Source organism: Nitrosococcus halophilus Nc 4 (genome assembly GCF_000024725.1).
GTDB classification, from domain to species: Bacteria; Pseudomonadota; Gammaproteobacteria; order Nitrosococcales; family Nitrosococcaceae; genus Nitrosococcus; species Nitrosococcus halophilus.
In genome coordinates this window covers 2302100-2322107 of record NC_013960.1, presented here as the reverse complement: position 1 = coordinate 2322107, position 20008 = coordinate 2302100, and the positions used below count along the sequence as shown (strand labels likewise).

21 protein-coding genes are annotated in these 20008 nt (G+C 51.9%); 15 read left to right on the top strand and 6 right to left on the bottom strand.

Translation table 11 applies throughout. The annotated features are described in order from the left end of the window. Positions 1-355 precede the first annotated feature (355 nt). The 9 genes from atpD (at position 356) to NHAL_RS10860 (ending at position 8824) form a co-directional block, all read left to right on the top strand. Positions 356-1756 carry a F0F1 ATP synthase subunit beta gene (gene atpD, locus NHAL_RS10905; RefSeq protein WP_013033196.1) on the top strand — a complete coding sequence of 467 codons (1401 nt, stop codon included), beginning with the start codon at positions 356-358 and terminating at the stop codon, positions 1754-1756. Beyond that, positions 1753-2154: a F0F1 ATP synthase subunit delta/epsilon gene (locus NHAL_RS10900; protein WP_013033195.1), complete on the top strand. Its 402-nt coding sequence runs from the start codon at positions 1753-1755 to the stop codon at positions 2152-2154. The genes atpD and NHAL_RS10900 overlap by 4 nt, the downstream gene beginning before the upstream one ends. Beyond that, positions 2151-2426 (top strand): AtpZ/AtpI family protein, encoded by a 276-nt coding sequence (locus NHAL_RS10895; protein ID WP_013033194.1) that lies wholly within the window; start codon positions 2151-2153, stop codon positions 2424-2426. The genes NHAL_RS10900 and NHAL_RS10895 overlap by 4 nt, the downstream gene beginning before the upstream one ends. Positions 2427-2429: 3 nt before the next feature. Next, positions 2430-3122 (top strand): F0F1 ATP synthase subunit A, encoded by a 693-nt coding sequence (locus tag NHAL_RS10890; protein WP_013033193.1) that lies wholly within the window; start codon positions 2430-2432, stop codon positions 3120-3122. Positions 3123-3125: 3 nt separating this feature from the next. After that, the gene (atpE, locus tag NHAL_RS10885; protein ID WP_013033192.1) at positions 3126-3401 is read left to right on the top strand and encodes an ATP synthase F0 subunit C; all 276 of its coding nucleotides are present in this window, start codon (positions 3126-3128) and stop codon (positions 3399-3401) included. Between the two features lie 64 nt (positions 3402-3465). Then, positions 3466-4221, top strand: coding sequence for a F0F1 ATP synthase subunit delta (locus NHAL_RS10880; protein WP_013033191.1), 756 nt, complete (start codon positions 3466-3468; stop codon positions 4219-4221). After that, entirely contained in the window at positions 4205-5701 is a 1497-nt protein-coding gene (locus tag NHAL_RS10875) for a F0F1 ATP synthase subunit alpha (protein ID WP_013033190.1), read from the top strand. The genes NHAL_RS10880 and NHAL_RS10875 overlap by 17 nt, the downstream gene beginning before the upstream one ends. Then, the gene (locus tag NHAL_RS10870; protein ID WP_013033189.1) at positions 5698-6609 is read left to right on the top strand and encodes a F0F1 ATP synthase subunit gamma; all 912 of its coding nucleotides are present in this window, start codon (positions 5698-5700) and stop codon (positions 6607-6609) included. The genes NHAL_RS10875 and NHAL_RS10870 overlap by 4 nt, the downstream gene beginning before the upstream one ends. A 361-nt stretch (positions 6610-6970) precedes the next feature. Beyond that, positions 6971-8824: a S8 family serine peptidase gene (locus NHAL_RS10860; protein WP_013033188.1), complete on the top strand. Its 1854-nt coding sequence runs from the start codon at positions 6971-6973 to the stop codon at positions 8822-8824. 80 nt (positions 8825-8904) lie between these two features. Here NHAL_RS10860 and NHAL_RS22000 read toward each other — a convergent pair whose 3' ends face one another. The 6 genes from NHAL_RS22000 to NHAL_RS10830 form a co-directional block, all read right to left on the bottom strand. Beyond that, entirely contained in the window at positions 8905-9648 is a 744-nt protein-coding gene (locus NHAL_RS22000) for a PEP-CTERM sorting domain-containing protein (RefSeq protein WP_013033187.1), read from the bottom strand. Positions 9649-10001: 353 nt separating this feature from the next. After that, positions 10002-10529, bottom strand: a complete 528-nt coding sequence (locus NHAL_RS10850) for an REP-associated tyrosine transposase (RefSeq protein WP_013033185.1) — start codon at positions 10527-10529, stop codon at positions 10002-10004. A gap of 61 nt (positions 10530-10590) precedes the next feature. Further along, positions 10591-10884, bottom strand: coding sequence for an N-ATPase subunit AtpR (locus NHAL_RS10845; protein WP_041355656.1), 294 nt, complete (start codon positions 10882-10884; stop codon positions 10591-10593). Positions 10885-10970: 86 nt separating this feature from the next. Further along, positions 10971-12332 (bottom strand): sigma 54-interacting transcriptional regulator, encoded by a 1362-nt coding sequence (locus NHAL_RS10840; RefSeq protein WP_013033183.1) that lies wholly within the window; start codon positions 12330-12332, stop codon positions 10971-10973. Continuing rightward, a complete protein-coding gene (locus tag NHAL_RS10835; protein ID WP_013033182.1) occupies positions 12325-13026 on the bottom strand; it encodes a hypothetical protein in 702 nt (233 codons plus the stop codon). Before NHAL_RS10835 ends, NHAL_RS10840 begins: the two co-directional genes overlap by 8 nt. Beyond that, a complete protein-coding gene (locus tag NHAL_RS10830) occupies positions 13023-14405 on the bottom strand; it encodes a sensor histidine kinase (protein WP_238985339.1) in 1383 nt (460 codons plus the stop codon). The genes NHAL_RS10835 and NHAL_RS10830 overlap by 4 nt, the downstream gene beginning before the upstream one ends. A gap of 345 nt (positions 14406-14750) precedes the next feature. On the opposite strand from NHAL_RS10830, the gene NHAL_RS10825 reads away from it, so the two are divergent. Genes NHAL_RS10825 through NHAL_RS10805 form a run of 6 tightly spaced genes read left to right on the top strand, consistent with a single transcriptional unit; the run spans position 14751 to position 19867 of the window. Continuing rightward, a complete protein-coding gene (locus tag NHAL_RS10825; RefSeq protein ID WP_013033180.1) occupies positions 14751-15242 on the top strand; it encodes a hypothetical protein in 492 nt (163 codons plus the stop codon). Continuing rightward, entirely contained in the window at positions 15242-16480 is a 1239-nt protein-coding gene (locus NHAL_RS10820) for a Zn-dependent hydrolase (RefSeq protein ID WP_013033179.1), read from the top strand. Before NHAL_RS10825 ends, NHAL_RS10820 begins: the two co-directional genes overlap by 1 nt. Before the next feature lie 18 nt (positions 16481-16498). Next, positions 16499-17230, top strand: coding sequence for a cysteine hydrolase family protein (locus tag NHAL_RS10815; RefSeq protein ID WP_013033178.1), 732 nt, complete (start codon positions 16499-16501; stop codon positions 17228-17230). Beyond that, positions 17227-18675: a sodium:solute symporter family protein gene (locus tag NHAL_RS10810; protein ID WP_013033177.1), complete on the top strand. Its 1449-nt coding sequence runs from the start codon at positions 17227-17229 to the stop codon at positions 18673-18675. Before NHAL_RS10815 ends, NHAL_RS10810 begins: the two co-directional genes overlap by 4 nt. Then, a complete protein-coding gene (locus NHAL_RS22255) occupies positions 18669-18791 on the top strand; it encodes a hypothetical protein (protein ID WP_013033176.1) in 123 nt (40 codons plus the stop codon). Before NHAL_RS10810 ends, NHAL_RS22255 begins: the two co-directional genes overlap by 7 nt. Further along, positions 18785-19867, top strand: a complete 1083-nt coding sequence (locus tag NHAL_RS10805; protein ID WP_013033175.1) for an aspartate/ornithine carbamoyltransferase family protein — start codon at positions 18785-18787, stop codon at positions 19865-19867. Before NHAL_RS22255 ends, NHAL_RS10805 begins: the two co-directional genes overlap by 7 nt. Positions 19868-20008: the final 141 nt, after the last annotated feature.

Here is a 20008-nt window from a genome sequence, read left to right as displayed (position 1 = left end):
AAAAATAAGCTTTAGAAAATCGCGAACTAGACTTGATGTCCGGGAAAACAAATAGAGGTACTGCAAAAAAATCATATTCCCAATACCATCATCCACTCAAAAAATGGCAATCTTTTGCCTATTTCAATAAGCCAATATTTACTAAAAATTATAGGACCTCGGATAAGCAGATAATATTAGGAGTTCTACCTATTTTTATCCCTTAACTGCTCGGCGATTCATGGCTTCACATAAGGACGGGAAACATGATGGTCACAACCCTAAAAGATTCCCTTCACATTATTCTTAACATCCCATAAAAATTTTTGTTGTCCTTAAAATAATAAGGAACCCCAGCATCACCTGAATAAACTCCATGGACAATTCTAAAATCACTAACGCTCCCCCAGAACAACCTATCGGTTTCATTACCGAGGCCCAGGGCCCCGTCGTAGTCATTTCCTGCCACCGTCTTCCCCCCCTGCATCAAGCGGTAAAAGCACGCCTTGACGGAGAAACCTACCTGTTTGAGGTTCATCAGCATCTGGATAAAAACCATATACGCGCTATCACTCTGCACCGCAGTGCCGGTTTGCGGCGGGGATTGCCAGTCTATGATACCGGGACCCCCGTCCATGTGCCGGTCACCCCCGATTGCTTGAGCCGGGTGCTGAACATATTCGGCGAACCCCTGGACGGTAGTCCCCCTCTGGCTCCCCAAAGTTACCGCAATATTCACGGAAAACCCCTCGCTCTTCATCAGGCGCGAGGGATCAACGAAATCTTGGAAACCGGCATCAAAGTCATTGACTTGTTATGCCCTTTTATCCGAGGAGGGAAAACCGGTCTCTTTGGTGGCGCGGGAGTCGGAAAAACCGTGTTAATCATGGAATTTATGCATGCCATTGCCCACATCCACAAAGGTGTCTCGGTTTTCGCCGGCGTTGGCGAGCGTATCCGCGAGGGACATGAACTTTGGCACGATCTGCAAGACGCAGCCGTCATGTCCCAATCCTTACTCGTATTTGGAGAAATGGATGAATCTCCAGGAGTCCGTTTTCGGATAGGATTGACTGCCTTGACCTATGCGGAATACCTGCGTGACACTCTGCACAAGGAAGTTTTATTCCTGATGGATAATGTCTTTCGCTTTGTCCAAGCGGGAAGTGAAATCTCCAGCCTGTTAGGGCGTATGCCGGCAACAGCCGGATACCAGCCCACCCTAGCGACAGAGGTGGCAGAGATGGAAGAACGCATCGTGTCTACCGACAAGGGAGCCATTACTGCCGTCCAGGCCGTGTATGTCCCCGCCGACGATATGACCGACCCGGCGGTAAGCACCATTTTGAGCCACTTGGATACTACCGTCATCTTATCTCGCGCCCAGGCGGGAAAAGGCATCTATCCAGCAGTTGATCCCTTACGCTCAGGCAGTAAGCTCATGGATCGTCACATCCTAGGTGACCGACACTATGCCATTGCCGAGGGTGTACGGGAGCATTTGGCCCGTTATCACGAATTGGAAGATATTATGACCATGCTAGGAATGGAAGAACTCTCTGAAAGAGATCGGCGCATAGTTCTCCGGGCCCGGAAGTTGCAACGTTATCTTTCCCAACCTTTTTTTGTGGTCACCAGCCATACGGGTATTCCTGGAGCCTCGGTCCCCCTTCATGCAGTTTTAGATGACTGTGAGGCCTTCCTCCGAGGGGACTATGACTCCATTCCAGAAGACCAGTGTTATATGCGCGGCACTATTAAAAAAGCCCGCTCATGAAAACCTTTGTACTTTATCTCCAAGATTCTACCCGCTCCCAACGGATCCCGGAGGTGGTTTCATTTGTGGGGGAAGATGCCTCAGGAAGCTTTGGGATCCGGGCAGGACATGCCCGCTTTATGACCTCTCTCGTCTTTGGTCTAGCGCGATTTCGCCGGGGTAACGATCCCTGGCAATTCTTGGCATTACCGGGAGCGCTGCTCTATTTTGTGAATAATGAACTCTTTATTAGTACCCGTCGTTACTTACAGGGTGAAAATTACGAACAAATCAGCCAGGCGCTCCAAGAACAACTTCTGGCGGAGGAAGAACGACTCCATGAGATGAAACAGAGCCTGCATCGACTGGAAGAGGAAATGCGCCGACGCCTTTGGGAACTGCACCGGTTGAAAGCATGAAATATACCCATCAGCTTCGAGAGAAAGTCGAGCGCCAAGCCCGTCGCCTTAAAAAGGCGGAGCAGGAACGCCCCACCCTCTTGGCTCAAACAGCCTATCTCGGTACCCTAGGACTATTATTTGTGGCGCCGGTAGTCGCTGGAGCTTACCTGGGACAGTGGTTGGATGAGCGCGCCCCCGACTACTCGGTAGTATGGACGGTAAGCCTGCTTCTCCTAGGGGTTTTCCTAGGTGCCGTCAATGTCTACTTATTCATCCGCAGCAGAGAGTAAATAATGGAAGGTTCGGCAATGCTTAATGGAGTGCAGTGGCAAATAGGGCCGCTCATCATTACCGAGACTGTCAACACCACCTGGGGATTGATGATCGCGCTGGCACTCACTGTGGTACTTACCAGCCGAAACCTACAGCTTGATCCCGGTCCCCTTCAGACCGCCTTGGAAGGGATCGTCAGTGTCTTTGAAAAAAGCGTGCACGGAGTCCTGCCTCAATACACGCGAGAAGTATTACCTTTCATTGGCACCCTATGGCTGTTTTTATTACTGGCCAATCTCAGTAGCCTCATTCCCGGTCTCCATGCCCCGACCCGGGATTTATCCGCCACTTCGGCACTGGCATTTCTGGTCTTTTTATCGGTTCACTGGTACGGCATCCGCACCCAAGGGTTAAGGAACTATCTGCACCACTACCTCAGCCCTAACCCCATTCTATTGCCTTTTCATATCATTGGCGAAATCACCCGTACCGTCGCCTTGGCAGTACGCCTGTTCGGCAACATGATGAGCTTGGAAATGGCAGCCCTTTTGATCCTCTTGGTCGCCGGATTCTTGGTGCCCATTCCCATCCTCATGTTGCACATCATTGAGGCTTTAGTCCAAACCTATATCTTCGGCATGCTTGCTCTGGTTTACATTGCCGGCGGCATTCAATCCCAACAAATGAGACAAAAAAAGAATAGAAGGAATTGACGCATGTCAGAAATATCAGACATAACGTGGTTCGTCCTCGTTTCCACAATAATGGCCATTTTAGGTATTGTATTAGGCACCATGTTGCCTGCAATAGCCATGGGCCGTTCCATCAGCCACGCTCTAGAGGCCTTATCCCGTCAGCCGGAGGCGGAAGGTTCTATTACCCGAACCCTATTCATTGGCCTTGCCATGATCGAATCCCTGGCTATCTATTGTTTGGTCATCGTGCTCATTGTGTTGTTTAGAAATCCCTTGCTGGAATACCTTATTCAGTAAACGGGGAGGCGATGATAGCCTGGTTTGAGTCCCATCCATCAAGCATCCTGTCAGGGAGATTTCTTTGGAACTGAACTGGTCCACCTTTATCCTGGAGATTATCAATTTCCTCATTCTGGTCTGGTTCCTCAAACATTTTTTCTACCGTCCCATTTTGGGAGTAATCGAGCGGCGCCGCAGCACCATCCAGCAAACCCTTGAGGAAGCCAAGACCATCCGCAGCAAGGCCGAAGCTATGGAGCAGCAATACCAAAATCGGCTCAGAGAATGGGAAAAAGAAAAAGCGGCGGCCCTGGAAAAATTGCACCGCGAGCTTAATGCCGAACAGGAACGGCAAGTGGCAGCCCTGCGGAATTCCCTAGAAGCAGAGCGGGAACGGGCTCAAGTCTTGCTCGAACGGAACCAAAATCAGGCCCGACGCAAAGACCAAGAGGCGGCCCTAGAACGAACTGTCCGCTTTGCCTCCCAATTGCTCTCCCGTCTCGCCGGTCCTGAACTAGAAGCCAAACTAGTGGCTCTGGTCCTGGAGGATCTGACCACCCTACCCCTGGAACAACAAGAGAACTTGCGGGAGACCCTAACCAATACCACCGAACCCATTAAAGTCGCCAGCGCCTACCCCCTAGAGGAATCTAAGCGGCAAACCTTGCAAGCTGCCTTTCACCGTTTAGCAGGGAAAAACCCAAATGTTTTGGATTTCCGCCAAGATCCAGAGCTTATCGCCGGGCTGCGCATCAGCATCGGCCCTTGGGTATTACGGGCCAACTTGCAGGATGAATTGAGCTATTTCGCTGAAGCTATCCATGGACGACTTGAATAAAGCCGGTAGCCCCGGGCCCCTAACCGCACTAGACACTTGGTTTGAGGAATACCATTTTAGGCTCCGGATTACTGAACAGGGCAATGTCATCTCGGTAGGAGATGGCATTACTTGGATTCAAGGATTGCCCTCCGCCAAACTCGAAGAGCTTCTCGTCTTTGAGGAGGGGAGTCTAGGCGTCGTCTTTCATCTGACCCAAGAATTGCTGGGGGCTATTTTACTCCTGGACACCGATGCGCTCACTAGCGGCACTGGTGTGCATCTGACGGGCCAGCAACTGAGTATCCCCGTGGGGGATAATCTTCTCGGGCGGGTCATCGATCCCCTGGGGACGCCCCTTGATGGCATGGAATCACCTCAGTGCTCAGAAAGGCGGAATTTGGAACATCCTTCGCCCCCTATGGTCACCCGGGATTTCGTTCATGCGCCCCTCTATACGGGTATCAAAATCATCGACACCATGATTCCCATGGGGCGAGGTCAACGCCAACTCATCATAGGCGATGAAGGGCTGGGCAAAAGCGCCATCGCTGTCGACACCATCATCAACCAGAAAGGACAAGGGGTCTATTGCGTGTATGTGCTCATTGGCCAGAAGCGCTCAACGGTACTCAGAACCCTAGACACCTTGCGCCAGTACGGGGCCTTGGACTACACCACAGTCGTGGTCGGCGAAGCCAATGCCCTGCCGGGCCTGCAATATTTAGCACCTTTCGCCGGTTGCACTCTCGCTGAAGCTTGGATGGCCCAGGGCAAGGACACCCTTGTGATCTATGATGACCTGAGCACCCATGCCCGGATTTATCGCGAACTCTCCCTCCTGCTGCGTCGCCCTCCAGGGCGGGAAGCTTACCCAGGGGATATTTTTCACCTCCATGCCCGTCTCCTAGAGCGGGCGACCTGCTTAACTTCCCGCTATGGTGGCGGCAGCATGGCGGCCATGCCCATTGTTGAAACCCAACAGGGAGAAATTGCCGCTTATATCCCCACCAATCTCATCTCGATTACAGACGGACAAATCTATTTGGATGCAGACTTGTTTGCCAGCGGTTTTCGGCCCGCTATCGATGTGGCCAAATCAGTATCCCGTATCGGAGGCAAGGCCCAACACTTCCGTATCCGAGAAGAAGCGGGTCGCATGAAACTCGATTATTTACAATTTTTGGAATTGGAAATCTTTACCCGCTTCGGCGCCCATCTCGAGCCCTCAATGCAGGCCAAAATCCGGCACGGTCGTGTATTACGCAAGTTGCTTACTCAGAATCGCCTCAGCCCCCTCTCCATTAAGTGCCAGCTCGCCTGGTTGATTGCCTTCAATGAAGGACGGTTCGACCCGTTTGAATTAGAGGCTATTCCAAGGCAATTAAATAGGCTGGTGGAACACATCCAGAACAGTTCGCTCACCTTGGATAGGGATCGGAACGAATGGCTGCAAACCTTGGAAACATGGCTATCGGCCATCCCCGAAGATAAAGAATGAGCCGACGCCGGGAAACCGAGCAACACCTTCGCTCCCTCCAGGAGATCAGCAGCATTATGGACAGCATGAAAATGCTTGCGCTGCTGGAGACCCGCAAGCTCGGGCGTCTGCTCCCCGCCCAACAACAGGTAGTGGACAGCATTAAGGCCGTTGCCGCTGACTTTCATCACTTCTATCCTCCACGCCAGCCCCTTACCCAAGATTCCCGGCACATCTATCTGTTGATGGGCTCACAACGGGGGTTCTGCGGGGATTTTAACGAAACGGTGCTTAAAGCCCTAGAGACCGCATTAAAATCAAATCCCTCCCCTTCGCCCTTTCTTATTGCGGTGGGACGCAAACTCTGCCTTAAACTGGAAGGTGACCCCAGAGCAGTGGCCCTACTTGAAGGGGCTAATATGGCCGAAGAAATAGAAGAGGTCCTAAGCCGATTGGTCAATGCCCTGGATCAATTTCGAGAACCCGAAACGCTCCCTCCAGTCACCCTGCTGCACCATCGAACCCACCCCCATCATCCCACGACCCAGGGATTGGAACCCTCCTCGGCTAACCCCAAGGGAAGCCCCCAACCCGAAGTGCAGCTAACACCGCTCCTTCCCCCCTTCCAGGAGCTCCTTCCCCCCATCCAGTTTGCCTCTCCTCCCCTCCTTAACCTTTCTTCCCAAAACTTTTTCACCGAACTTGTGGATCACTATCTCTTCGCCACCCTCCATGAAATCTGTTACGCCTCCTTGATGGCCGAAAACTACCACCGTATGCAACACCTAGAAGGGGCTATCCATCGTTTAGAGGAAAAAATCGCCAATCTGGCGCTCAAATCTAATACACTACGCCAGGAAGAAATTATTGAAGAAATTGAAGTTATTCTGTTAAGTGCGGAGACGATGATACCGGGTTTATCCCCCTAATCTAGATTTTTCACCACAAAGACACAAAGGACACCAACGTGTTTGTGTTCTTCGTGCCTTTGTGGTGATCCCAGGCATTATCCGGACTAATCCAAATTTCACCATAAAGCTCAAAAAGCAATAACAACAACTGTCGATGAACACCCTACCTAGCGACTACACTCCATCCCCCCATTGGTTTCACCGCGGTTTTCTGCCCGCCCTATCTCCGCCAATTCCCAAGGATGTGAAGCAACTCCCAGTTGCCCCCATGAATTCTCGATAAAACCTGCCGTTAAGGTTTTCAGGTTGAGGTTGCCGAACTCAAGTTCGGTGATTTCCCAATCACTAAGTTTTGTCCTGCAACCCAAAGGAGCAATTTATGGAACGCTGTATCGCGCGCCAAGGAGCGCACCTCGTTTCACTCATTAAAACCACCTCCATGCTTTTTCTATTAGCCGCCGCCCTGCCCCTATTCATTTCCCCGGCCCAAGCTGAGCCCCCTGCCAAGCCCTGGGCTCCCGGACGCCTCCTGGTCCAACCTAAGGCAGGATTGCCAGACTCAGAACTGAATAAAATCTTTGCCCGGACGGGCGCTACCTCAAAGGGCCGTATTGGTCCCCTCAATGTCCATATTGTAGATGTGCCTGAACAAGCCGAAGAGGCCGTGGCCCGGGCCCTGGCACGCAATCCCCACATCAAGTTTGCCGAAAAAGACTGGGTGGTGGAGCTGAGTGAAACCATTCCCGATGATCCGAAATATTCAAGCGCTTGGCACTTGCCAAAGATCGCCGCACCTTTAGCCTGGGACACCGCCTTCGGGGATAACATTACGGTGGCGGTTCTAGATACGGGGGTGGATGACACCCACCCGGATCTGTTTGGCAAAGTCCTCTCTGGGTGGAATACGGCCGGCAATAACAGCAACACCTCCGATATCCACGGCCATGGCACCAAGGTGGCCGGCACTGCCGCAGCCAGCAGCAACAATAGCCAGGGGGTTGCCTCCATCGCTTGGAACGCCCTTATTATGCCCCTCCGAGTCACGGATTCCAGCGATGGCTGGGCCTACTGGAGCGATATTGCCGAGGCCCTGACCTGGGCGGCTGATCAAGGCGCCCAGGTAGCCAACATCAGCTATGATGTGACCAATAGCTCGACCGTCTCCAATGCCGCCCAGTATTTCCAAAGCCTAGGGGGAATTGTGGTAGTCGCCGCCGGCAACAGTGGCAGTAATCCCGGCTACAGTGATAACCCCTACATGATTTCGGTTTCTGCCACCACCAGCAGCGACAGCAAAGCCAGTTGGTCCAGCTATGGCGACTATGTGGATGTCTCCGCTCCCGGTGCGGGAATCTGGACCACTACCCGGGGCGGCAGCTACGGCTCGGTTTCTGGCACCTCCTTTGCCAGCCCCGCTACTGCCGGGGTGGTTGCACTGATCCTATCCGCCAATCCGTTCCTCTCACCGGGAGAAATAGAATCCATTTTAGAAAGCACCGCCGATGACCTGGGTAGCAGCGGTTGGGACAGCTTCTACGGCCATGGTCGTATCAATGCTTACAGCGCCGTGGTTGCCGCCAGCGAGACGAACGCCATCGATACCCAAGCACCCTCGGTGGCCATCCTCTCTCCCAGCGAGGGAGCCACAGTGTCCGGTACCGTCGCCATCGACGTCAGTGCCGAGGATAACGCCGGTGTGACCCGAGTCGACCTTTATGCTAATGACCAATTCGTTGGCAGTGATACCACTTCCCTCTATGGCTTTAGCTGGGATTCCACTCAGGTAGCCGATGGTTCGGTATCCCTTATCGCTTATGCCTATGATGCTGCCGGCAACGAAGGGGTTTCCTCCACTGTCACCCTACTCGTGGACAACACCCCGGATTCCAGCGACACCACGCCTCCCAGCGTGAGCATCACAGAGCCTGCGGAGGGTAGCACCGTTAGCGGTACAGTCCATATTACAGTGAATGCCAGCGATAACACCGACCTTGCCGCCATTCAGCTCTTCATCGACGGGGCAATGAGGAGCGCAACCGACACCAGTCCCCTCTCCTACAGTTGGAATACCCGCAAAGACGCCAAAGGTTCCCATAGCATCAGTGCAGTCGCCGAAGACAGGGCAGGCAATACCGCCACGACCTCAATAACCGTCAATGTGGGTTCTGGTAGTAAAGGAGGCTCCGGGGGAGGAAAAGGCAATGGCAATGGGAAGGGAGGTAAAGATAAATAGCGGAAATTTTCTGTAGAAATTCAACCCCAAAGACACCGGCTTAAAGCCGGTGTCTGTTTTTTTTACACAAAAATTTTGTTTTAAGCTAAGCGCTTACGACGACGGCCAATGAGACCTAAGCCCAGAAGACCGGTGCCGAAGAGAGCCAGAACGCTTGGTTCGGGGATTTGCTGGGGTCCACCGCCGTCACTGTAAACACCCAAAGCAAATCCACTATCGCTACAACTACCATCAGGGCAGGTGGCATCATTCACTGCAAGTGACTGAAGATGAGCACCCAATTGACCGGAACCCAAATCATTATCCGTACTCACCGAACTAGGCGCCATCAAAAAATCATCTGCTACAAAATCGCCAATGTTAGAAACCATTGTAAAACTCAGTGACGTTAAATTATTAACATTTGATCCTGAGTATTCAAATAAGAAGTTTGGTGTAAAGGTCCCCCCACCCACAGGGTCGGCAGGCGAATCAATCAACCAATCAGCTGGATCAAAATCGGTAAAATAGAAATTAGCATTTCCACTATTTGATCCCGCTGGCGGGTTTGTTTCAAATGTCCAAGGCGAACTGTTACCGTTAAACGGATCTCTTAGATTAAAATAAAATTCATCAAGTTTGATGTCGGGGTGGTTAGTCGTATCGACAGTAATATCCCACTCTGCAACATTACCGGTCACATCTATCAGAACATCGACCTGGAGCAAGTCAGGGTTACCAGCCCGACCATCTCCCGTAAGCTGGGCGTTTATCAACACAGCTTGGGCTGAACTCGCTATAAGCCCGAGAAACAACAACAGACCAGACCATAAAAGTTTATACATAATCTCTACCCATCGTATTAGGCAACCAACAACAAGTTGTTCCTAAATCTATATTTTTATGAATGCAATCCTAATTAAGGGGTACTCTCTCCATACAAGATATCTTATGCAAGATAAACGCCAAATAAGTAAGTAACTGTTTTTTAAAATTTTAAAATTAAGTTTTTACCCTAACTGTAAACTTTTATGACAATCCACTAAATCTGCGTAGGATGGGTAGAGCGTTAGAAAGTGTAAAAGTGTTTGATTTTCCCCTATTCCAGCAAATAACAATGAACAGCCTGCATGTCCCAACGCATAAAAATCAGTAATACTTTTACACTCTCTTGAGCGAAACCCATCAATTCCATACTCTATTCCCAATCCATTTCCTGATTCACTTCATCACCCGCCCAATCTTGGGGATAAACTCCCCAACCCACGAAACGATGAAAGGAGGAATATGGCCAATCGACAACCCGCTGGACATAACCATGCTTTACAGGATTGTAATGAATATAATCCAGGTGCTGGCGATAATCCCTATCATCCCGTATCCCATGTTCCCAAAAACGGCGTTGCCATAAACCTCTTTCCCGTTTCTTGATCCTGCTCTTTGATCGCGCCTCCACCTTGGGAACTTGCCGCGAGAAAGCGGATTTGATCTGGCGCCACCGCATGGAAAAGCGATCGTCCCCTTCAGGAAGGGTCCAGATGCAATGCAGATGATCAGGCAGAATGACAATGGCGTCAATTTGAAAAGGATGGTTGGCCATGACCTCACGAAATGCTAACCGTAATTGGCCAATATTTTCTATCAGCACCCCCTGTTCCCTGTCCACAAGCGCAACGGTGAAAAAATAACAACCACCTTTGATACGATAGCGACGGTAGTCGGTCATAACATAATGATGAAACCCGCTGTAATGATGGGTTTCGCTAGCGCTCTACCCATCCTACGTCCTATATTTGCTGTCTCCGGGGTGAGGAGGGTGTCACCTCTTCGCTCTTTGGCCGGAGGCGGCGTACGAGAAAAGTACGGATAAGCAGCATGCCCGCTAAAGCAGCCAGTATTTGTTCCCAATGGCTCCCCAAGAGGAAATAGAAACAGGCAAGTACTACCGCGGAGCGCAGCACCAGGCTCAACATCATCCATAAGGCGGGATGCCGTACATGAGGCAAACGGCGTACGGTCAGCCATAGCCCTCCAAAATAAAATCCCCCCAGGAGCATCCCCCCCAAAAGGGCCAGGATCATGAACCCAAATTCCCCATACTCCATGACTAACTGCTCAAGATATGGCGTTCATTCGCGTGCATTCGCGGCTTCATTAGATTTGGTGCTTACTGCCGCTTCACAGGCTTAAATGCGGAAGGATCCAAGTTATGACGTTGCAAAAGCTTATAAAAATCGGTGCGATTACGCTGGGCCAGACGGGCCGCCTGAGTCACATTGCCATTGGTGATTTTGAGTAGGCCCGCCAGATATTCCTGCTCAAACTGCCTCCGGGCTTCTGCAAAGGAAGGAAATTGGCCTGACTGCTGCCGCAGTGCTTTTTTGACCAGTTTAGCGGAAATAATGGGGGTGGTGGACAAAGCGACGGTTTGTTCCACAACATTATGGAGCTGGCGTACATTGCCCGGCCAAGGAGCACTCACCAACAACTCTATGGCTTCGCCGGAAAACCCCCGAACATTTTTCTTGATTCCATTCCCAATAGTGGATAGAAAATGGCTGGCAAGGGGAAGGATATCTTCTCGCCGCTCGGCGAGGGGTGGAATCTCCAATACCACCACATTAAGCCGATAATAGAGATCTTCCCGAAAATTGCCATCACGTACTTCTGCATCCAAATCTCTGTGGGTGGCCGAGATAATACGCACATCCACCATGACAGTGGAGGTACTCCCCACAGGCCGTACTTGTTGCTCCTGCAAAGCCCGTAGCAATTTTACCTGGAGAGAAAAAGGCATATCCCCGATTTCATCCAGAAACAAGGTACCCCCATGGGCGGCCTGAAATAGTCCTGGATAATCCCGGGTTGCGCCAGTAAACGCACCTTTAGCATGGCCGAATAACTCAGATTCCAGCAGCAACTCTGGAATGGCCGCACAGTTAACGGCAATAAAAGGTTGTTCATTCCGGGAGCTGGCCTTATGGATAGCTTTGGCCAGTAACTCCTTGCCCGTCCCGCTGTCACCTCGCAGGCAAATGCTGGCATCGCTTTCGGCAACTAGCCGAGCCTGACTCAGTAAATCCTCCATCAGTGAGCTGCGGGTGATGATCTCCTCGCGCCAACTCTCTGTCGGCTCTTTCTCCGAAGCGTAGTGGGTACCCGAAATCTGAAGCGCCTTCTCCACTTGGGCCAAGAGTTCCCGGCTATTGAAGGGTTTAGTCAGAAAAGCGAAGACTCCATTTTTAGTCGCATGCACTGCATCGGGGATCGAACCATGGGCGGTCAAAATAATCACCGGCAATGCTGGGTTTTTGCGGTGAATGCAGTCCGCCAACACCATCCCATCCATTCCTTCCATTCGCAAATCGGTGATTACCGCTTGGGGGCGGGCCAACTCCACCTGAGCCAACGCCTCTTCCCCGCTTTCCGCGACTACAGTTTCGTAACCACGTCCAGCCAAACGCATTGATAATAATCGCAGCAGATCGCGATCATCATCTACCAGTAGAATCCTGTTTTTTTCACTCATCTAATTCTTTTCCCTGTTCAGGTAGTTCCAAATTCTCCTTGGATTGATTTCGGTGCTCTAGCCTTTTTTCTATGGTTTTAAGGGCCTCAAGCTTTCGTTCTAACGTTTCCGCTCTTCCTCGCTCGTCTTCTAGTTGCTTCTCCAAGCTCTTGGCCCACTCCTGCTCCTGCTTACGACGACCATCAAGGTATTTCAGTCCACTTCTCAAGCGTCTCACTTGCTCCTCTTTTTGTTGGAGCTTTTCTTGAAGGAGACGATAGCGACGTTCCTGTTGTGCCTCTTCCACCACAAACCCTTGAAGCAATAAGGCCAAATCATAGAGTCCTTCAGCATTCTCAGTCTCTAGAAAATCATGCAACATCCCCCGGGCTTGCTCCAAGTCCTGGAACGGTGCCTCGGGTAAAGAAAGGAGCAAAATCAGCCGTAAGCGATCAAAGGCCGTCGGCTCTTTGGCGGTCGCCTGCCATGCTCGATCCAATTCTTGCCGCAGCTCCCCCTCTGACAAGGAACGCAAACCACGATAATAGTGAAGCAGAAGTACCGAATTATTCGGATCCGGTTCTAAGTGGTTGGGTGGCGGAGTAGAAAGTTCATCAACGGGAATTGGATAAGCAGATTTCAGTGCGGTACAGCTGGCTAACAACAAAGCCAGCACCAACACACCTAGTGCCTTCCCATAGCTTATCTCCCTCATGGGCGCTGCTCCGCCACTGTCAAAGGCAGAGTCACTCGAAAATGCGCTCCCCTTTGACCACTATTGATAAGTTCGATATGGCCTCCATGGGCGAGGACGCTTTCTTTTACAATTGAAAGTCCTAAGCCGGTTCCTTTAACGGGGCCTAAGGGCTGCGCCCTCCCTTGATAGAAGGAATCAAATATCCGTTCTCCATCCTCAGACGCAACCCCGGGACCGGAATCACACACATCAAGGTGGACTTGATTGCCTTCCTGGGCTAATTTGACCTTCACTGAACTATCAGAGGGTGAATACTTAAGGGCATTGGACACTAAATTATCAATAATGGCTTTCAAACGTTCCCGGTCACCAAAAACTCTTACCGGATTCAAATCTGCAACGAGCTTAACCCGCTTCGATAGCGTGGTCGGCTTGTGATCAGATAACACGATTTTAATCAGCTGATCCAACCGCACGACTTCGGGAATATGTTCGATTTGATTGCTCCCTGCTAGGCTAAAGCGAAGCATATCTTCAATCAGCTTTTGCAAACGCAAACTATTGTCACGTAAGATCCGGGCCACTTCTAATTGCTGCGGATTCAAACGGCCCGTAACCTGATCGCAAAGCAATTCCGCCCCCTCCCGCAGGGCTGCCAACGGCGTTTTGAGCTCATGGGAAACGTGTCGAAGAAACTTGGTTTTGGCTTCTTCCAGCTCGACCAAACGTTGTCGTAACCAATCCAATTGTTGCCCTAGTGCTTCCAAGTCACGGGGACCCGTCACCTTGATAGGGGTCTCAAAATCCCCATCACCCAGGCGCCTTATGGATTTGTCAAACTGGCGAAAATATCGCCTAATCAAGACCGTAAACAAACCGGCCATGGCCACTGCCGCAGGAATAAGAATCAATGCTTGCCAAAAGAGCCACTCCTTCGACTTGCGTGCCGTCTCTTGCAGGGCATTAACCTCTTCGCCCACCAACTGATTACTCTCCGCTAGTAGCGCCTGTGCCTGGCGTGCTAAGCCGGAAAACTGGTTGAGAGCTTGTTTACTGGCATCGGCATCTAAAGCATAACGACTCAAAACATCGTAAATCTCGCTCTCTTTACGCGCCAGCGCGCCAAACCCTTGCCGTTGCTCCTCGCTGAGAGGTAATTCTAACATTTGCCCTAGAATATCCCGGAATTTGCGGCGGTTAGCCATATAGGCCTGATATAGCGCAGGATCATTCAACACCTGAAATTGCCTCACAGCACGCTCCATTGCAATAAGTTGTTGTCCCAAGATTCGACTTCCTTGAGTTACCCGAACGCTTTTATAAACGGCTGCCGTGCTTTGACGCGCCAAGTATTCCATTTCCACAGTGGCGATAATCAGTCCGGCGGATAAAGGCAAGGCTACAATTAAGAACCCCCCCAAAATCAAAGCAATAAAAGAGTTTGGGCGTGCCCAGTAAAGACGCCCCAAAGGGGATATTTTGGCCTGTGCTAATTTGAACAACCGCTGTCTAAATGGGACAATTCCAAACTTTCCGAAAGTCCAAACGCTTTTTTTGACACCAGACTTATGGGATCGATGGCGAGCAGTAACGGATTGATCCTCCATTTATGGAACCTAGACTCTAAGCTTGTATAATGAAAAAAGATTTGCCTTGGATATGATGACGAAACAACTCCTGGCCCATTCGCCATATCCTCTGACTTGACACAATAAGTAGGGCCGAAACAGCCATAAATTATCATGAGGATTCGAGCCAGTATTACGGAAAAATTAAGATCAGTTATTTCAGTTATTATTGTCCTTCTCCCTATAGCCTCATCGGCGTGGGCGGTTGAAGCAGCTCCCCTTGTCCCGGAACTCGTCTCTGACAGCCGTACTGCAACAGCAGGATTTTACCATCTAAAATGGCAGGGAAATGGGTTGTTAGCCTCAAGCTATGAACTCCAAGAAGCTAGTGACGCGGGATTTACCCAACCAACAACGATTTACCGAGGTCCCGATCAAGCAACGCTAATCAGCGGGCGCAAGAACGGCCAATATTTTTATCGGGTCCGCGCCTTGGACCAGGGACAGCCAACAAGCCCATGGAGTTCACCGGTAGCGGTAACTGTCCGACACCATCCTCCCGCGCGCGCTTTTGCTTTCTTTGCCGCTGGGGCCGTGGTATTCCTTGCCACCCTAGTTCTTATAATCTCTGGAGCCCGGCACAGTCAAAAAGAGAGAGCCAAGTGATGGCGAAATCCCTCAAGGTGAACTTCGAGCGGCTGCAAGCGGATGTGGAGACCTTAGCCCGTATTGGCCGGCATGAAAATTACAGCCTTTACCGCATGGCCTTTAGCGAAGGCGACCAGGCCGCCCGCGAATGGCTGCAAAAACGCATTCAAGAAGCGGGATTAGATCTGTACGTGGATGGGGCTGCGAATATCCACGCCCGCTTCAATTGGGATGGTCAACGTCCCAGCATCATGACCGGCTCCCATATTGATACGGTACCGGGAGCCGGCCACCTCGATGGGGCCCTAGGGGTATTGGTGGGACTGGAGTGCCTGCGACGCTTCAAGGAGCTGGGGCTGTCTTTGCGCCATGCGGTAGAAGCCATCGCTTTTACCGATGAAGAAGGGCGTTTCGGCGGCATGCTGGGGTCTCAGGCTATCTGCGGCCAGCTCACCCCTGAGGCTATTTACAATGCCCGCGACCTGGACGGAATGAGCCTCTCCCAAGTGATGACGGCCCAGGGCCTTAATCCCACGGATATCCTGCGGGCCCGGCGCAAGCCGGAAAGCGTACTCGCCTTTCTAGAACTTCATATTGAACAAGGTCCCGTTTTAGAACGGGAGGGAGTCAGCATTGGTGTGGTTGAAGGCATCGTCGGCTTGTTCAAATGGGAGGCCACCCTGAAGGGAACGGCCAACCATGCCGGCACCACCCCCATGGACATGCGCCAGGATGCCTTTCAAGGCCTGGCTGAATTTGCTGGGGAAATCCCCCGGATCCTGGAAGAAAATGGCAGCGCTCGTAGCGTAGCGACCATCGGTCGGGTAGAGATTTTTCCCGGAGCCGCCAATGTAGTCCCGGGAAGCGTCAAATTCTCGCTGGATGTGCGGGACACCGAAGGGGTCATCCTTAGGGATTTAGCTGATGCCTTCCGCCGCGCCCTCTCTGCGATTGCCCGTCGCCGAGGGCTCATGTTCGAATTTGAAGTTTTGAGTGAGATTGAACCGGTCAAGTGCGACCCAGGCCTCATGGAGGCCATTTTTGATGCGGCCCGAAATCTCGGGGTGGAGCCTTTGCAGATGCCAAGCGGAGCTGCCCACGACACCCAAATCATGGCGACCCTTACCCGGGCAGGCATGATTTTTGTTCCTAGCCAAGGGGGACGCAGTCATTCCCCGGCAGAATGGACCCCCTGGGAGGACATCGAAATAGGAGCCAACGTAGCGTTAAATACGCTCTATCAACTAGCCCACTAAGCTTTCATTAATACCATCATGGCCAAACCAAACTCATCCTCAAAGGAAAGTTTTGATCCATTGCGGGACAGCTACCGGGAGACCGTGACCGAAATCCCCGCCGTTGTGGAATCCTTAGAAAGGGGCCGCACCGCGCTGCTGGTAGTGGACTTACAATACCTGGATGCGGCGCCTGGCTATGGAGTTTTTGCCCATTTACCCAAAGGGCAAGTCCCTAAAGAGGCCCCCGAATTCTATTACTTTGACCAGTTAGAACAGATCGTCTTACCCAATGTGCGGCGCCTGCAAGACACCTTTCGCAGCAACGGCTTGGAGGTCATTCACACCCGCATCCAGTCCTTAACAAAAGACGGTCGTGATCGCGGCCCCCAACACAAACGCTTAGGCCTCTATGCCCCGCCAGGCTCTAAGGAAGCGGAGTTTCTGCCAGAAATCGCCCCCCAAGGAGATGAGATTATCATTAACAAAACCGCCAGCGGCGTCTTTAGCTCCACCAATTTGTCCTATGTCTTGCGTAACTTAGGGATTACGGGCCTATTCGTGGCTGGAGTCTATAGCAATGAATGTGTCTCCACAGCTATTCGCGACGCCTGCGATCTAGGTTTCTACACGACTTTGATCGAGGATGGTTGCACCACGGTCACTCCGGAACTGCAAAAGGCGACCATACAAACTATGAAAGATCGTTATGCACGAGTCATGTCCACCAATGAAGCCATTGAGGAAATCAACCAGGTGGTGCCCACATGAATTCGATTAACAGCGCCATCCTGGAGCCTCGCCTCGGTTGGATCACCTTAGCCATTCTCAGCGTGATTTGGGTCTGGCTCGGCTGGTTCTGGGGCCGCAATGCCAAAGCCCTAGACGAATATGTGCTGGCCGGACGCAGGGTAGGACTTGCCTTAGGCACTGCCACCGCCATGGCCACCTGGGTGACCAGCAATACTACCATGGCCGCCCCCCAGCTGGCCTTCCAGATGGGCATCTGGGGGATGCTGGGCTATTCCCTGGGAGCGGTAGGGCTGCTCATGTTTGCCCCACTTGCCAAGCGGATCCGCAAGCTCATGCCCAATGGCTATACGAGCGGTGATTTTATCCGCTTGCGCTATGGAAAAACTGCCTGGCGACTGTTCCTTCTCATCTCCCTGTTTTACGGCCTCGGCTGGCTAGTGAGTATGGGAATGGCGGGAGGCATTCTCATCAATGCCCTGACCGGCATTCCCTACCACTATGGCATGACTATTATTCTAACTATCTGTGTCAGCTATACCCTGTTGGGAGGCTTTCGCGCCGTTATCGGCACCGATTTTATCCAATCGCTGCTGATTTTATCTGGGCTGGTGGTGATTGCCTGGCTCGCCATCGATAACGTAGGCTTTGACCGCATCCATACCGCAGTCGTTGAAGAACGCCCCCAATTACTTAATCTCCTGATGCCCGCTGCCCTCATGTTTCTTTTCAATAATCTGTTGTTTGGGATAGGTGAAGTGTTTCACTCTAACGTGTGGTGGAGCCGCGCTTTTTCCTTTCGAGAAGGGGTGGGATTTAAGGCCTATTTCACTGCGGGCATCTTATGGATGCCGATCCCGGTCGTGGCTGGTTTTATTGCCCTGGCGGTTCCCGCCCTGGATCTCAATATCCCGGCGGCGGATATGGTCGGTCCCATGGTTGCCGGAGAATTGCTGGGTGTCACTGGCGCAGTTCTGGTACTGATTATGGTATTCTCAGCCCTTTCCTCAAGCCTAGATTCTTTATTGGCAGCGACCAGTATCTTGGTGGTGGAAGACCTCTACCGGCGCCACTTGCGCCCTCATGCCACCGGTCAGCAGCTCCGTAGGGTGACGGTGGTCACCATTATCGGTCTTGGGGTATTGACTTGGCTCCTATGCGTCCCCCGGCTAGCCACGCTCGCCGAATTGCTCTATTTCACCGGCGCTTTCGTGGCCAGCACCATCTGGCCCATTGCCGCAGGGCTCTATTGGCGCCGCACCAACCCAATGGGGGCAGTCGCTGCCATGGCCCTGGGCAGCATTGCCGGTCTCTCCAGTTATTTCGCCATTGGGTTTTATGTGGCCGCCCTGGTAGGCGCCTTCGTGTCCATGGTTATCGTGCTCTTAAGCACCTGGCTTTGGCCCCGGGACTTCAACTGGGACAGATTACAGGAAGCTCATCCACAAGAGGAAACCCCATGCTGATATCGGCAGAATGGCTGACTGGGTTAGTCACGGCAGCCCTAATCATCACCTCCGCTGCGCCTTTAGTTTTGCTCGTATTGCTGCTTCGCGATTGGATAAAGGGTCAGTTATGGTGAAGAAATTCAACCCTCTATTAAAGGAGCCTTTACAGCCCAAGGATGATACGGCCGGCATCGAGCGGCCCTTGGCCCTCATGGAGCAGATTCCAGAAAATCCGGCGCCTTTGGTGGATCTGGCTAATCGCCCTATACTCAGCGCTCGCCAGTTCGACCGGGAGAAAGTCATTCAACTCAGCCGTCTAGCGGCCCTTTATGAGACTACCCCCACCCGGATGCAACTGCCCCTCACGGGTAAGATTCTCATCAATGCCTTTTATGAACCCAGCACCCGTACCCGACTTTCATTTGAGAGTGCCTGGCATCGACTAGGCGGCGATGTAATGTCCATTACCGATCCGGCCACTACGGGCATTGCCAAGGGGGAAACCTTGGCCGACGTGGCCGAGATGTTCAATAACTACGGAGATTTAGTGGTACTGCGGGATGGCAGCGAGGAGGCCGTCTACAAAATGCTGGAATCCTTGCGTATTCCCATTATCAATGCAGGGAACGGCATTGATGAGCATCCCACCCAGGGCTTAGCCGATTTGTATACCTTGTTCAAGTGGCGACCTGAGTTGATAGCACCGAAGGTCCCGGCCGAGACCCAGATAAGGGTGGGCATCGTAGGAATACCCGGTTATATGCGCACCGTGCGCAGTCTGCTGTTGTTCCTGGCCTTATTTGCACCAGCGATAAAAGAAGTGGTCGTGATTTGCCACCAGGAAGACGTATTTGCAAAAGATCAGCGGGAGGAGCTAGAACTTTCCGGTCTTACCCTCCGAATAGCCCGCCATCTCAATCCTGAACTTCCCACCTTGGACGTGGTGTACATCAATTCCATTGCTTGGGTAGGAGACAGTTTTGAAAAGCTGGGAGAAGGCTTGGGACTTCGCCAGTCTTCTCCCCTAAAACCGGGGGCGATTATTCTCCATCCCTTGGCTCGGGGGGAGGAATTGTCCACTGATTTGGACAATACGGAGCATAATTGGTACTTTGCCCAAGCCCGGGGGGCCGTATTTATGCGCATGGCTTTACTCACTTCCCTTGTTCAACGTATCGATCAGGTGATGGACACCCCAGGGCAAAGCTAGCCTGGAATAAATACGCCCTAAAGAGCGCTTTCTCTAAACCCACTTGGTGACCCAACAGCGAAACCTAAAACGCCCTTTTAGGGAGTCACCCGCTTGCCATTTTCCTAGGAACTGATTCTCAACCCACAAAAGGAATGAAAC